Annotated in this window: 13 protein-coding genes; 2 read left to right on the plus strand and 11 right to left on the minus strand. The window is 63.9% G+C overall.

Features of this window, described 5'->3' with window-relative positions; genetic code table 11:
- The 4 genes from htpG to XH90_RS30860 form a co-directional block, all read right to left on the minus strand.
- Positions 1-1,875 carry a molecular chaperone HtpG gene (gene htpG / locus XH90_RS30845; protein ID WP_194478013.1) on the minus strand — a complete coding sequence of 625 codons (1,875 nt, stop codon included), beginning with the start codon at positions 1,873-1,875 and terminating at the stop codon, positions 1-3.
- 125 nt (positions 1,876-2,000) lie between these two features.
- Positions 2,001-2,432 (minus strand): hypothetical protein, encoded by a 432-nt coding sequence (locus tag XH90_RS30850; protein WP_194478014.1) that lies wholly within the window; start codon positions 2,430-2,432, stop codon positions 2,001-2,003.
- A gap of 278 nt (positions 2,433-2,710) precedes the next feature.
- Positions 2,711-3,310 (minus strand): nuclear transport factor 2 family protein, encoded by a 600-nt coding sequence (locus XH90_RS30855; protein WP_194478015.1) that lies wholly within the window; start codon positions 3,308-3,310, stop codon positions 2,711-2,713.
- A 138-nt stretch (positions 3,311-3,448) separates the two neighbouring features.
- Positions 3,449-4,255 (minus strand): response regulator, encoded by an 807-nt coding sequence (locus XH90_RS30860; protein WP_194478016.1) that lies wholly within the window; start codon positions 4,253-4,255, stop codon positions 3,449-3,451.
- Between the two features lie 222 nt (positions 4,256-4,477).
- On the opposite strand from XH90_RS30860, the gene XH90_RS30865 reads away from it, so the two are divergent.
- Together XH90_RS30865 and XH90_RS30870 are read left to right on the plus strand one after the other, a co-directional pair.
- On the plus strand, positions 4,478-4,711 hold the full coding sequence (locus tag XH90_RS30865; RefSeq protein WP_194478017.1) for a NepR family anti-sigma factor: 234 nt from the start codon (positions 4,478-4,480) through the stop codon (positions 4,709-4,711).
- Positions 4,711-5,259: a sigma-70 family RNA polymerase sigma factor gene (locus tag XH90_RS30870; RefSeq protein ID WP_092288831.1), complete on the plus strand. Its 549-nt coding sequence runs from the start codon at positions 4,711-4,713 to the stop codon at positions 5,257-5,259. The genes XH90_RS30865 and XH90_RS30870 overlap by 1 nt, the downstream gene beginning before the upstream one ends.
- Positions 5,260-5,329: 70 nt before the next feature.
- Here XH90_RS30870 and XH90_RS30875 read toward each other — a convergent pair whose 3' ends face one another.
- The 7 genes from XH90_RS30875 to XH90_RS30905 form a co-directional block, all read right to left on the minus strand.
- A complete protein-coding gene (locus XH90_RS30875) occupies positions 5,330-6,028 on the minus strand; it encodes a nitroreductase (RefSeq protein ID WP_194478018.1) in 699 nt (232 codons plus the stop codon).
- A gap of 30 nt (positions 6,029-6,058) precedes the next feature.
- Complete coding sequence (locus XH90_RS30880) at positions 6,059-7,303, minus strand: acyl-CoA dehydrogenase (RefSeq protein WP_194478019.1); 1,245 nt, start codon at positions 7,301-7,303, stop codon at positions 6,059-6,061.
- Between the two features lie 121 nt (positions 7,304-7,424).
- Positions 7,425-8,666 carry an acyl-CoA dehydrogenase gene (locus XH90_RS30885; RefSeq protein WP_194478020.1) on the minus strand — a complete coding sequence of 414 codons (1,242 nt, stop codon included), beginning with the start codon at positions 8,664-8,666 and terminating at the stop codon, positions 7,425-7,427.
- 15 nt (positions 8,667-8,681) lie between these two features.
- The gene (locus XH90_RS30890) at positions 8,682-9,809 is read right to left on the minus strand and encodes an acyl-CoA dehydrogenase family protein (RefSeq protein ID WP_194478021.1); all 1,128 of its coding nucleotides are present in this window, start codon (positions 9,807-9,809) and stop codon (positions 8,682-8,684) included.
- Positions 9,810-9,969: 160 nt separating this feature from the next.
- Complete coding sequence (locus XH90_RS30895) at positions 9,970-11,841, minus strand: AMP-binding protein (protein WP_194478022.1); 1,872 nt, start codon at positions 11,839-11,841, stop codon at positions 9,970-9,972.
- 44 nt (positions 11,842-11,885) lie between these two features.
- Positions 11,886-12,692 carry an enoyl-CoA hydratase/isomerase family protein gene (locus XH90_RS30900; RefSeq protein ID WP_194478023.1) on the minus strand — a complete coding sequence of 269 codons (807 nt, stop codon included), beginning with the start codon at positions 12,690-12,692 and terminating at the stop codon, positions 11,886-11,888.
- A gap of 181 nt (positions 12,693-12,873) precedes the next feature.
- A complete protein-coding gene (locus tag XH90_RS30905; RefSeq protein WP_194478024.1) occupies positions 12,874-13,632 on the minus strand; it encodes an SDR family NAD(P)-dependent oxidoreductase in 759 nt (252 codons plus the stop codon).
- Positions 13,633-13,681: the final 49 nt, after the last annotated feature.

Below are 13,681 nucleotides of genomic sequence, written 5' to 3' on the forward strand. Positions count from 1 at the left end.
TCAGCCCAGCCCCTGCAACACCAGCCGGTTCAACCTCGCGGCAAACGCCGCCGGATCTTCAGGCAGCTCGCCATCCAGGATCTGCGCCTGTTCGAGCAGGAGCAGGCTGAGGTCGTCGACGGTCTTGGAGCCGGCCTGGGCCCTGGTGATCGCCGTGACCATGGGGTGGCGCAGGTTGATCTCCAGGATGGGCCGGGTGCGCAGGCCGCGATTTTGCTGCGCCAGGATGCGCTCGAGCTCGCGGCTCGGGCCCTGGCTGTCGGCGACGAGGCAGGACGCCGAGCTTGTCAGGCGGGTCGAGGCCTTGACGTCGCTGACGCGTTCGCCCAGCGCCGCCTTGATCACCGCGATCGTGGCGGCCTCGTCCGCCTGGGGCTCGTCCTTTTTCTCCTCGTCCTTTTCGTCGACGCGTGGAATCAGGTCGAGATTGAGATCGCCCTGGCTCAGCGACTTCAGCGGCTTGCCTTCGAACTCCGTCGACATCGATGTCCAGAACGCGTCGACCGGATCGGACAGCAGCAGCACCTCGATGCCGCGCGCGGCCGCCGCTTCCAGCCGCGGACTGGACTTCAGCCGCTCGATGCTGTCACCGACCAGATAATAGATCTCGGTCTGGTTCGGCTTGAAATCGGCGACGACGTCCTTGAGCGCGCGTTTCTCGCCGGCCGTGGTGGTGAAGCGCGACAGCGCCAACAGCTTTTCGCGGCGCTCGAAATCCTCGTAGATGCCCTCCTTCAGCACCGCACCGAAGGCGTCCCAGATCTTTGCGAAATTCTCGGCGTCCTTGTCGGCGAGGCCTTCGAGCTCGTTGACGACGCGGGTCGCCACGGCCTTGCGAATTTGCGCCAGTTGCGGGTTGTTCTGGAGCATCTCGCGCGAGATGTTGAGCGGGAGATCCTCGCTGTCGACGACACCGCGGATGAAGCGCAGATAGCCGGGCAGCAGATCGGCGTCGTCGGTGATGAAGACGCGGCGGACATAGAGCTTGACGCGGCCCTTGCGGTTCGGCTCGAACAGGTCGAACGGCTTGGCCGACGGCGCAAACAGCAGCACCGCGTAGGAGTAGCGGCCTTCGGCGCGGTAGTGCAGCGTCATCGCGGGATCGTCGAAGGCGGACGCGATCTGCTGATAGGCCTTCTTGTAGTCTTCCGCCGTCAGCTCCGATTTCGAGCGCTGCCACAGCGCGCTCGCCGAATTGATCTGGTGCGGCTCGCCCTCTTCCGGCACCAGCTCGATCGGGAACAGGATGTTGTCGGAATAGGCGCTGACGATGCGCTCGATCTCGTAGGTCTCGAGATATTTCCTGGCGTCGTCCTTCAGGTGCAGGACGATCTCGGTGCCCCGCGCCACACGGGCCGCCTCTTCGTCACTGGCGCGCGCGATCTCGAAGCCGGAGCCGCCTGATGACGTCCAGGTCCAGACATCGCTCTCGCCGGCGCGGCGGCTGATGACGACGATCTTGTCGGCGACCATGAAGGCGGAATAGAAGCCGACGCCGAACTGGCCGATCAGGCTGAGGCCGTCCTTGGCTTCCTTCAGCTTCGACACGAAGGCCTTGGTCCCGGAGCGGGCGATGGTGCCGAGATGGTCGATCAGCTCCTGCCGCTCCATGCCGATGCCGTTGTCGGCGACAACAAGCGTTCCCGCTGTCTTGTTCGGGATGACCCGGATCTTGAGCTCGTCGCCCTCGCCCAGCAGGCCCGGATTGGCGATCGCCTCATAGCGCAACTTGTCGCAGGCGTCGGAGGCGTTGGAGACGAGCTCGCGCAGGAAAATGTCGGTCTCCGAATAGACGGAATGCACCATCAGGTGCAGCAGTTCGGAAACCTCGGCCTGGAAAGGTTGCGTATGCGTAGCCGTGTCGGACGTCGTCATGCGTTTACCCGGTCAATCAGAAATGGAGAAAGCCGGGATATAACGTGATGGGATAGGGGATCAAGTGGACGCCCAAAACCGCCCTCCCGACAGGAGAGCGGTTTTCGCACGAGGGCCGATGCGGATCAGGTCACGCAACGGCCTGGCTGCAGCAATTTGGCGACCTCGGTCAGGGAGCTGACCATCGGCTCGCAGGCGATCGTCGGCTTGCGGCCAGACTTCAGCAGCGTAGGCGCCGGCTTGGCGTTGCCGGTCTCGATGGCCGCGGGCACGCGGAGCAGCACCGACGTATCGGGCAGATCGTTCAGCCGCATCGAGACGGTGCGGGTTGGAACTGCCGATGGCTTCAGCGCGGCCTGACGGTCGGACTTGCCGGTGCGATTGACATTGTGACTTGCGACATTGGGGCCCGAGGTTTGGCCCGGCTGGTCAGCGAGCGCTTCCCAGCGGGAGGCCAGATCGTGGCCGGAGGCCAGCTGCACGGCGCCGACCTGAACGGCGCCCAGCGTCGCGACGAGTGCGACGGCACCAAAAAATACCTTTTGAGTCTGTGGCATGGCTGTCGATCCCTCGCCCCATGGCGATCGCGGGAACAACGCGGAGGGAGGAGCGGAGTTTCCGAGACGTTAAGATCACTTAACCGTGTCCCAAATTCACGCCAGGCCGCACAAAAAGCCGAACAAAAAAATTTGCAATCACCTGGAACGACTCTCGCCCCTGGGAGTCGTTCCAACAGCCGGCTATTCCCCCCTGCCCCATAAGCCGGCGACGTAGGGCGCGACTGTGGTGATGCCAGTCGCGCCTTACTTTTGTCTGGGCTCACCTTGCTTGCAGACTATCTGGTCTTCCCCGCCAACCACTCCCGTCCCTCGGCATAGAGCTTCTCGACCTCGGCGCCGATGAGGCCCGGCATGTCGCGCTTGACCTTGTAGCCGATCAACTCCTGCATGTAGGCGAGGTGGCGGTAGCCTTCAGGCAGCGCTGCCAGCGCCTGCTGGTCGAGGCGAAGGGTCGCGGCAGGATCGACCGGATCGATCCGGTCCTTCTCGTAGATCGGCTGGCGGCGGACGATGCCCCACTGACCTTTCCGCTTCTCCTGGAAATCGTAGAACCGCCCGGTGCATACGACGTCGCAGAGCACGTCGTGCACCAAAGCCCGCTGCGAGATCGTCATCTTGGTCTGCGCAATGGCCCGCTCGCCTGCGAGATCGATGCTGGTGCCGCCCAGGAAATGCAGGATGCGCACGCCCTTGGCAAAGCCCTCTTGGCTGACGCGCATGAAGTCCCGTGCCGGCCCCTGAAACCAGGTGGCGGACATCCAGCCGTCTTCGTGCCAGACGGAAGCAAACCGCTCCCAATCGCCTGCATCGCGCCACACCGCCCAGTTCTCGACGAGGTCGCGGATGGCGAGGCGGTCGAGCAGCTGCTGGTCCATGGTGCACGTCTCCAATGTGGGGCGATGCACGAGGTATGAGCGGCGAACGCGATGGGCGTCAAGCGGCCGTGAAAAATCCGGCGTGCCTTGCAGCACGCCGGATTGGGTCACTTGGCGTTGTGCCGGACCGCCCGAGCCTTACGCCGCAGGCGCCTTCGGCGTGCGGTTGCGCGAATTGCGCTGGAAGAACAGCGCCTGGCTCGCCACCGCCGACACCATGGCGGGCTGGAACGGCTTTGAAATCAGGAAGGCCGGCTCCGGGCGTTCGCCGGTGAGGAAGCGCTCCGGATAGGCGGTGATGAACACCACCGGCACCTCGAAGGTGCGGAGCAGCTCGTTGACGGCGTCCAGGCCCGACGAACCGTCGGCAAGCTGGATGTCGGCAAGGATGAGGCCCGGCCGCTTGTTCTTGGCCAGCGCCACCGCATCGGCATGGGTGCGCGCGACGCCGACGACATTGTGGCCGAGATTCTTCACCAGGCTCTCGAGATCCATGGCAATGAAGGTCTCGTCCTCGATGATCAGGACGTCGGTCGCGATCTCCGCCGCCATCTCGCGGCCGGCGGTGTCGGCCAGCCGCCGCGTCTCGGCGACATCGGTCGCGAGAATGTAGGCAACTTCCTCTTCCGAAAACCCTTCGAGCGAGAGCAGCAGGAAAGCCTGCCGCGGCAACGGCGTGATGTTGGACAGCCGCCGCTCCGGCGGCATCGGCAGCGTCGCCACCTCGGCGTCGTCATTGACCGAGACCGAATTCCAGATCTGGGTGAACAGCCGGAACAGGCCGGCGCGCGGCCCGTGGCTCTCTTCGAGCACCGACGGATCTCCCAGCATGGCTTCCAACATGGCTGCGACATAGGCGTCGCCGGAGGCCTGGCTGCCCGTCAGGGCGCGTGCATACCGGCGCAACAACGGCAAGTGTTCAGCAACGAGCTGTGAACGGGACATCCCCACTCCATTCATCATCGGGCCAACCTTGAAGAACCAGGCAATATGAGGGGAGGCCCGGGTTCCCCTGCTGGGGCTGATTACGCCTCAGGATAAGAAAAGTTCCGCAGAGGGGGGAACTTTTTGTCGAACCTGGAATTGAACTCGTCCAGGGAACGGCTCCCGGTTGAGAAAACTTCTCTATTTTGCAGTCACTTAACTCGGGGAAACGTGGAACAGGTCATGAAAGATCTCAAGTCTCAAGCCAGCAAAAGCACGACCCCCGGCAAGGGAGGCCTAACTCCGGAGATTCAATCCCGGATCGGGCACCAACTGCGCGCCATGTACGACGACGTCGTGCGGCAGGGGGTTCCGGACCGGTTCGCGGAACTCATCAAGAAGCTTGATGCGCCCGGAGGTGGATCTCCAAACGAGAATGGGGCTGGGGGCTCCAACGACAACAATGGGAGGGATTAATGCCTCTCACGAACTCCCTGCGTGACGACATCCTCGCGGCCGTGCCGAGCCTGCGCGCGTTCGCGATCTCGCTCAGCGGCAATGCGGACCGCGCCGACGATTTGGTGCAGGAGACGCTGTTGCGCGCGCTCGCCAACATCGACTCGTTTCAGCCCGGCTCCAACCTGCCGGCATGGCTGTTCACGATCCTGCGCAACCTGTTCCGCTCCGACTATCGCAAGCGGCGGCGCGAGGTCGAGGACGCCGAGGGCAACTATGCCAAGACGCTGAAGACACAGCCCTCGCAGAACGCCCATCTCGAGTTCGAGGAGTTTCGCACCGCGCTCGACAAGCTTCCGCAGGACCAGCGCGAAGCCTTGATCCTGGTCGGTGCCTCCGGCTTCTCCTATGAGGATGCGGCCTCGATCTGCGGCTGTGCGGTCGGCACCATCAAGAGCCGCGTCAATCGCGCGCGCTCGAAGCTCGCCGCACTGCTCTATGTCGACGGCGCCGAGGACTTCGGACCCGACGAGACCGTGCGCGCCGTGATCGGCGGCAGCGGCGGATAGCGCGTCAATCGATTGAGGGCGACAGCTGTGAAGGCGGCCGTTTGCGCGGCCGTCTTGGCGCGCGTGCAGGTTATTTCCCGACGAACGTCACCGTGTCGGCGACCGATGCCCGCGAGGTGCGGTAGCTGTTGACCTTATGGGCGTTGTCGGCATAGCCGAACGAGATGCCGCAGACGACACGGCGGTCGTCAGGCAGGTCGAAGTGGCGGCGGATCAGGCCGGAATGTCGCGCCAATGCGGCCTGCGGAATCGTTCCGAGCCCGAGCGCTTGCGCGGCGAGCATGAAATTCGAGACGTAGGCACCGCAATCGATCGCGCCGTAGATGCCGAGCGGCTCGTTGGTGTGAATGATCGCGACATGCGGCGCGCCGAAGAAATTGTAGTTCTCCAGCGCCTGTTTTGCGTAAGCCATCTTGTCGCCTCTGACAATGCCGAGGGTGTTGTAGAGCTGAAAGCCGCTCTCGCGGCGGCGTTCGAGATAGACCCCGACATATTCGCGCGGCGGCGTGAAATCGTAGTCGTCGCCGAGGCCGCCCGAAGCCTCCTTGTAGATCAGCTGGCGGAAGCGCTCCTTGGCCTCGCCGCTGGCGATGATGACCTGCCAGGGCTGGCTGTTGCACCAGGACGCGGTGCGCTGTGCCGTCGTGAGCACATGCTCGATGGTGGCGCGGTCGACCTCTTTCGGCAAGAAAGCGCGAACCGAGTAGCGCTCGTTGAGGAGGTCTTCGAGCACGCCGATGCGGTCGTTCTGGCTTACTTTTGCGTCCATGGATCAGCTCGCTCTTCGTAGGGTGGGTTATCACCGCCCCTTGGTCGGGATCTTGTTATACGGCAAGTCCTTGTCGACACGGATGTCGCCCGGCAGGCCCAGCACGCGCTCGGCGATGATGTTGCGCAGGATCTCGTCGGTGCCGCCGGCAATGCGCATCCCGGGAGAGGACAGCAGCATCTGCTGAAATTGGCCCTGGACGGTTTCCTCCGCATCCCCGGTGAGCAACCCGGCAGCGCCCTGGAGATCCATCGCGTAAGTCGCGATATCCTGCAGCATCACGCCCGACACCAGCTTGCCAATGGAGTTTTCGGGGCCGGGACGCTCGCCCTTCGACAGTGCCGAGATCGCACGGTAGCTCGTGTATTTCAGCCCGCTCGACTTCACCGCCCAGCTCGCAAGCTTTGAGCGCACGGCCGGATCGTCGATCGCAAGCCCGTCCTCCAGCATCAGGTTCGAGCAGAAGTCGAACAGCTCAGGCACACCGGTTGCAAGCCGCGCACCGATCGACATGCGCTCGTTCATCAGCGTGGTCAGCGATACGCTCCAGCCTTCGCCGATCGCGCCGAGACGCTGGCTGTCTGGGATCACGACGTCGGTGAAATAGACTTCGTTGAACTCCTGCATGCCGTTGGCCTGCTTGATCGGCCGAACCTCGACGCCTTTGCTCTTCATGTCCAGGAAGAACATGGTGAGGCCCTTGTGCTTGGGCACACCAGGATCGGTGCGGGTGATCAGGAGGCCGTAGTCGGAGTAATGCGCACCGGAGGTCCAGATCTTCTGGCCGTTGATGACCCAATTGTCACCCTGCTTTTCCGCGCGCGTGCGAAGGCCCGCGACATCGGAGCCGCCGGCGGGCTCGGAGAACAACTGGCACCAGATTTCCTCGCCGGAGGCGAGCTTCGGCAGATAGCGACGCTTATGCTCCTCGCTGCCCCAGGCCATCACGGTCGGGCCGCACATACCCTCACCGATCTGGAACGGCTGGGTCAACTTGCCGTAGACGCCCTCCTCCTGCTGCCAGATCACCTTCTCGATCGGCGTGGCGCCACGGCCACCATATTCCTTCGGCCAATGCAGGCAGGCCCAATTGCCGTCCGACTTCTTCTTCTGCCAGGCCTTGCCGACCTCGACCATGTCGTGCTTCGCAAGCCTGATGCGGCCGAGCGAGGATTTTGACAACTCCTCCTCGAGTTCTTTCGGCGCGTTGGCGGCAACCCATTTGCGCGCGGTCTCGCGGAATGCGGCTTCCTGCGGGGTGTCGTCGAAATTCATGGCGGACCTCTCAAATGCTTGCTCGGTGCGTAGGGTGGGTCCGCGAAGCGTAACCCACCGCTTCTGCTGACGCGGGGACGAAAGAGGTGGGTTACGCCTTCGGCTAACCCACCCTGCGAACTTATCTTCCCTTGGTCGGGATCTTGTTGAACGGCACGTCCTTGTCGACCCTGATGTCGCCGGGCAGGCCCAGCACCCGCTCGGCGATGATGTTGCGCATGATCTCGTCGGTGCCGCCTTCGACGCGCGTACCGGGCGCGCGCAACAGCATCGCCTGGAAGCGGCCGGCCAGTTCGGCATCTTCACCGCTAACGACGCCGGCTGCACCTTGCAGATCCAGCGCGTAGGTCGCGACGTCCTGGATCATCGAGCCCGCCACCAGTTTACCGATGGAATTTTCGGGCCCCGGCCGCTCGCCCCTCGACAGCGCGGAGATCGCGCGCATGCTGGTGTATTTCAGCCCGCTCGCCTTCACTGCCCAGTTCGCGAGCTTCGAGCGCACCGCGCGATCCTCGATCGCCGGACCATCGTCGAGCATCAAGCTCGAGCAATATTCGAACAGCTCCGGGAAGCCGGTCGAGACGGCGGCGCCGATCGCGCTGCGCTCGTTCATCAACGTGGTCAGCGAGACATTCCAGCCGTCACCGACCTCGCCGAGGCGCTGATGATCGGGGATGCGGACATTGGTGAAATAGACCTCGTTGAAGTCGGAGGCGCCGCTCGCCTGCTTGATGGGCCGCACCTCGACGCCCGGGCTCTTCATGTCCAGGAAGAACATTGTGAGGCCCTTGTGCTTGGGCACGGTCGGATCGGTACGGGTCAGCAGGATGCCGTAGTCGGAATAATGCGCGCCCGAGGTCCAGATCTTCTGGCCGTTGATGACCCAGTCGTCGCCATCCTTCTCGGCACGTGTGCGCAAGCCCGCAAGGTCCGAGCCGCCGGCGGGTTCGGAGAACAGCTGGCACCAGACCTTCTCGCCAGAGGCGAGCGGCGGCAGATAGGTGCGCTTATGCTCCTCGCGCGCGAACGCCATCATGGTTGGCCCGCACATGCCGTGGCCGATGATGAACATGCGGGAGAGCTGGCCGAACGGGCCCTCTTCCTGCTGCCAGATCACGCGCTCGATCGGCGACGAGCCGCGACCGCCATACTCCTTTGGCCAGTGCAGGCAGGCCCAGCCGGCATCGGCCTTCTTCTTCTGCCAGGCCTTTGCGACATCGAGAATGTCAGCGTTCTTCAGCGCCGTGCGGCCGAGCGAGGATTTGCGCAGATCCTCCTCATATTGCTTGGGTGCGTTGGCGCCGATCCAGGCGCGCGCGATAGCGCGGAATTCGGCTTCCTGCGGGGTGTCGTCGAAGTTCATATGCGTGCCCTTCGCTTACGCCGCGTTCTTCTTGCGCATGCGGTCGATCAGCTGGTCCTCCCAATAGGACAGGCTGCCGAGCCCGAGCGCCATCGCGTTGGCGCGGCGGTAGTACATGTGGCAGTCGAACTCCCAGGTGAAGCCCATGCCGCCGTGAACCTGGATGTTGTTCTTGGCGCAGTGCTGGAACGCCTGCGTCGCGCTGATGCGTGCGGCCGCGGCCGCTTCCGGCAGCTCGGCCGCGTTGGTCGAGAGCGCCCAGGCACCGTAATAGCTGTTGGAGCGCGCCAGCGTTGCCGAGACATACATGTCGGCGAGCATGTGCTTGACCGCCTGGAACGAGCCGATCTGTCGACCGAAGGCGATGCGGTCGAGCGCGTAGTCGCGGCCCATTTCCAGCGCACGGTCGGAGCCGCCGACCTGCTCGAAGGCACAGAGCACCGCGGCACGGTCGAGCACCTGCGTGAGAATGCTCCAGCCTTCGCCGGCGGCACCGAGCGGTTCGGCCTTGCAATCCTTGAAAATGATCTCGGCCTGCCCGCGAGTCGGATCGAGATTGGTAAGACTCTTCACCTCGACGCCGCCGGCCTTGAGATCGACCAGGAACAGCGAGATGTCGCTGTCGCGCCCGCTCGATCCGGTGCGCGCCGCAACCACGGCAAAGTCGGCGATTGTGCCATCGGCCACCGGCTTCTTGACGCCGTTGAGGACGCCATTGGCGGCCGCGAGCTTGACGTTCTTCGGCGCCGGGTTGCCCTTGCCTTCGAACAGCGCCAGCGTGCCGATCGCATCGCCCGAGGCGATTGCGGGCAGCCACTTCTTCTTCTGCGCGGCGCTGCCCGCGATCAGCAGCGCTTCGGCAGCAAGATAGACGGTCGAAGAGAACGGTACCGGTGCATTGGCGCGGCCCATCTCTTCCGCGATCACGCAGAGCTCGAGATGACCGGCACCGGCGCCGCCGAAATCTTCGGGGATCGCGACGCCGAGAAAACCCATCTCGGCGAGGCCCTTCCAGAGCTCCTTGTCATAGGGCGCCTTGCCGTCGAGCACGACGCGCACCGCCTTCGGCGAGCACTTCTCGGCGAGGAATTTGCGCGCCTGGTCGCGAAGCTGCTTCTGGTCGTCGGAGAAATCGAAGTTCATGGCGGCTTACCTTTGTTTATTCGTTGTCATTTATTGAGCCCGTCATTCCGGAGCGCGACGAAGTCGCGAGCCCGGAATCCATAACCACGAGCCGGGGTTATGGATTCCGGGCCGGCGCCTAGCGGCGCATCCCGGAATGACGAGGTGAGGGAGGGGCGCTTCATCGCAGCACGATCACGTCCTGGTCCGGTCTATCCGAATAAAGCCGCTCCACCAGCGCCGCACGGCGTTCCAGGCCGGCGCGCTGGTTGATGTAACCCTTGTCGGTGAGCTCGTTGCCGTCGATCGAGGGCGGCTCGGCCATCAGCATTGCGCGGGCGATGATGCGGCTGCTGGCGCCTTCGCATTCCTTGTTGTGGGCCTGGAGCCCGCGCTCGAAGCAGGCGATCACTTCGGGATGCTTCACTGCGTCCTCGAAGCTGAGATCGGGATTGCCGACCAGCTGACGGCAGGCATGCAAATTGGGCCAGGCCAGCAGGCCGATGAAGGCGCGATCCTGACCCGCGACCAGGGCGTCATGCACGACGGGTGTCGCGGCCGCAATCGCATCAGTGCGGAGCGAACCGACATGCACGAAGGTGCCGGTCGTGAGCTTGAAGTCCTCGACGACGCGGCCGGCAAAGATGATGCCCTTCACCGGATCGGCATCGTCGACGAAGATGCCGGCGTCGCCGATGCAGTAAAAACCTTCTTCGTCGAACATCTTCTTGGTCAAGTCAGGCTGCCCAAAGTAGCCGGGCGTGACGTTGACACCGCGCAGGCGCAGCTCGTATTTCGATCCGCACGGCACCATCTTCAACTCGACGCCGGGGAACGGCAGGCCGATCAGGCCGACGCGCTCGGTGTCCCAATAGGTGCCGGTCGAGGTCGGTGCGGTCTCGGTCGAGCCCCAACCGGTATAGAACACGATGCGTTCGCCGGTGGTCTTCACCGCCAGCGCCTGCATGCGATCATAGAGATCGTCGGGCAACCGCGCACCGCCATAGGCCATGATCGACAAGTTCTTGAAGAAGGAGCGGCATAGAGCATCGTCCTTCTCCATGGCAGCCGCGAGCGCGGCATAGCCGGCCGGCACGTTGGCGTAGTAGGTCGGCGAGACCTCGCGAAGATTCTTGACGGTCTCTTCGAGTTGGCCCGGCATCGGCCGGCCGTCGTCGATATAAAGCGTGCCGCCATCGACCAGCACAGGATGGAACGCGGCGTTGCCGCCCATGGTGTGATTCCACGGCATCCAGTCGAGCACCACCGGCAGCGGGCCGCCCGGCACGCGCGGCCGCACCTGCATCATCATGGCGGCATTGGCGCACATCATCGCTTGCGTGTTGATGACGGCCTTGGGCATTCCGGTCGAGCCCGACGTGAACAGCAGCTTGCCGACTGTGTCGGGCGTGATTTTTGCGATCGACGCATCGACGTCTTTCGTCACCGGCGTTGCAGCGAGTTCGGCGAAGCTGACGCTCTTCACGCCCTCGCACGGCCGCACGACGTGAACGACGGTGACACCGGTGAGATCGAGTGCCTTCAGCGCCTTCTCGAAGGTCGGGCCGTCCTGAACCATCACGACCGCCGGCTTGATCAGGTCGAACAGGTACTTCAGCTTGACGTGATCGTGGCTCATCAAGGAGTAAGCCGGCGACACCGGTGCAGCCGGCACGCGCGCCTGCATCGCGGCCTGCGTCATCAGCGCGTGCTCGATCGAATTGCCTGACAGGATCGTAACCGGACGTCCCTCGAGCTCGAGATCGAGCAGCGCCTGCGTCAGCGCATCCACGGTGCGCTTCGCTTCGCCATAGGAGACCTTGCGCCATTCGCGATTGGGTCCACCGCGCTGCGCGAGCCAGATGCGCTCAGGCGCCTCTCTGGCCCATTTTGCCAGCGAGGCCGGAAGATGTGTCTCGTAGGCCTGCAGCGGAATGCGCGACTTCAGAACCACCGTGCCGTCAGCGCGCCGCTCGACATCGATGTCTCGCGCAAGCCACTCGACCTTGCGAAAGGCGGGCTTTGCCATCACCGCCGCCGCGCTTCCACTCATTTTGCGTCTCCCGGAATTATTGTCCTTTGCGGATCTTCGTTGTTTCAGCGCTTGATATAGACAGGCTTTCGCTTCTCAAGGAAGGCCCTGATGCCTTCCGAAAATTCCTCAGAGCGGCTGCACAGGACCTGGTTGCGGTCCTCCATCGCGATCACAGCTTCCAACGATCCGGCATCGACGCTCATGTTGAGACATTCCTTCGACAGGCGCAGCCCGACCGGCGAAGCCGCCATCATCGCATCGACGTAAGGCTCGGCCGCTGCATCGAGCTTGTCCTCGTCGACGACCTCGGAGACGAGCCCCACCGCAAGCGCGCGCTCGGCGCCGATGAAGCCTCCGGTGAGGATCAATTCGGAGGCGACCGAGACGCCGACGAGCCGCGGCAGAAAGTAGCTGGTGCCGATATCGCAGCCACCGAGGCCGAGCTTGATGAAGGCGCAGTTCATCCGCGCCGATTTCGTCGCGAGGCGGATGTCGGACGCCAGCGCCAGCGCAAAGCCGCCGCCGGCCGCCGCGCCCTGCACCAGCGACAGGATCGGCTGCGGACAGCGCCGCATCAGCATGACGATGTCGGCGATGCGCCGCTGCGAGTCCAGCGACTCCGTGACGCCGGGCGGCTCCTGTTGCCCGGCGCGGCGCGACATCGCGGCTTTGAGATCGAGGCCTGCGCAGAAATTCTTGCCCGCACCCCGAAGCACGACGACGCGCGTGTCGCGGTTGCGCTGGAGGCCCTGGAAATAAACGTTGAGCGCATCGATCAGCGCGGGATCGAGCGCGTTGAGGCTGTCAGGACGATTGAGCGTCACCCGGTCGACGCCGTCGTCATGCTCGATCAGCAGCGGTTGGGACATGGGGCGCTCCTGCATCCGCTCTTTGGGTGGCGGTTATTGCGCCCTCTCCCCTTGCGGGAGAGGGCATGTACGTCGCTAGCCAAGAGTTCGCTTGGGTGAGGGGTCTGTCTCCGTGGATAGAAACCCCTCAACCGGCGCGCTACGCGCGCCACCTTCTCCCACAAGGGGAGAAGGAAGAGCCCTACCGCGGAGCCATACGAATGGCGCCGTCGAGGCGGATGGTCTCGCCGTTCAGCATCGCGTTCTCGACGATGTGCACGGCGAGCGCGCCGTATTCCTTGGCATCGCCAAGGCGCGAGGGATGCGGCACCTGGGCGCCCAGGCTCTTGCGAGCCTCCTCGTTCAGACCCATCAGCAGCGGCGTGAAGAACAGGCCGGGTGCGATGGTGTTGACGCGGATCTTCTGGCTGGCGAGGTCACGCGCGGCCGGCAGGGTCAGGCCGACCACGCCGCCCTTCGAGGCCGAATAGGCGATCTGGCCGATCTGGCCTTCGTAAGCGGCAACCGAAGCCGTGTTGATGATGACACCACGCTCTTCACCAACAGGCTCGATCGTGACGAGCCGCTCGGCGAACAGGCGCAGGCAGTTGAAGGTGCCGATCAGGTTGACGTTGATGATGCGCGCGAACTTCTCCAGCGGATAGACGCCGTCGCGGCCGACGATGCGCTGCGAGCCGCCGATACCGGCGCAGTTCATCAGCACGCGGGCGACGCCGTGCGCGGCTTCCGCCTTGGCGATCGCGGCCTTGATCTGCTCTTCGCTGGTGACGTCGGCGTGAAGCGCGATGCCCTTCACTTCAGCGGCAACCTTCTCGGCATTGTCCTTGTTCTGGTCAATCACGCCGATCCTGGCACCCTTGGCCGCCATGGCGCGGGCGGTCGCTTCACCGAGACCAGAGCCACCACCGGTGATGAGAACGGCTACGTCTTTCAATTCCATGACAGGCTACCTTTCCTCTGCCTTTTCCTTGGGCGTTTCTTCTCTAGAC

The organism is Bradyrhizobium sp. CCBAU 53338, assembly GCF_015291665.1.
GTDB lineage: Bacteria > Pseudomonadota > Alphaproteobacteria > Rhizobiales > Xanthobacteraceae > Bradyrhizobium.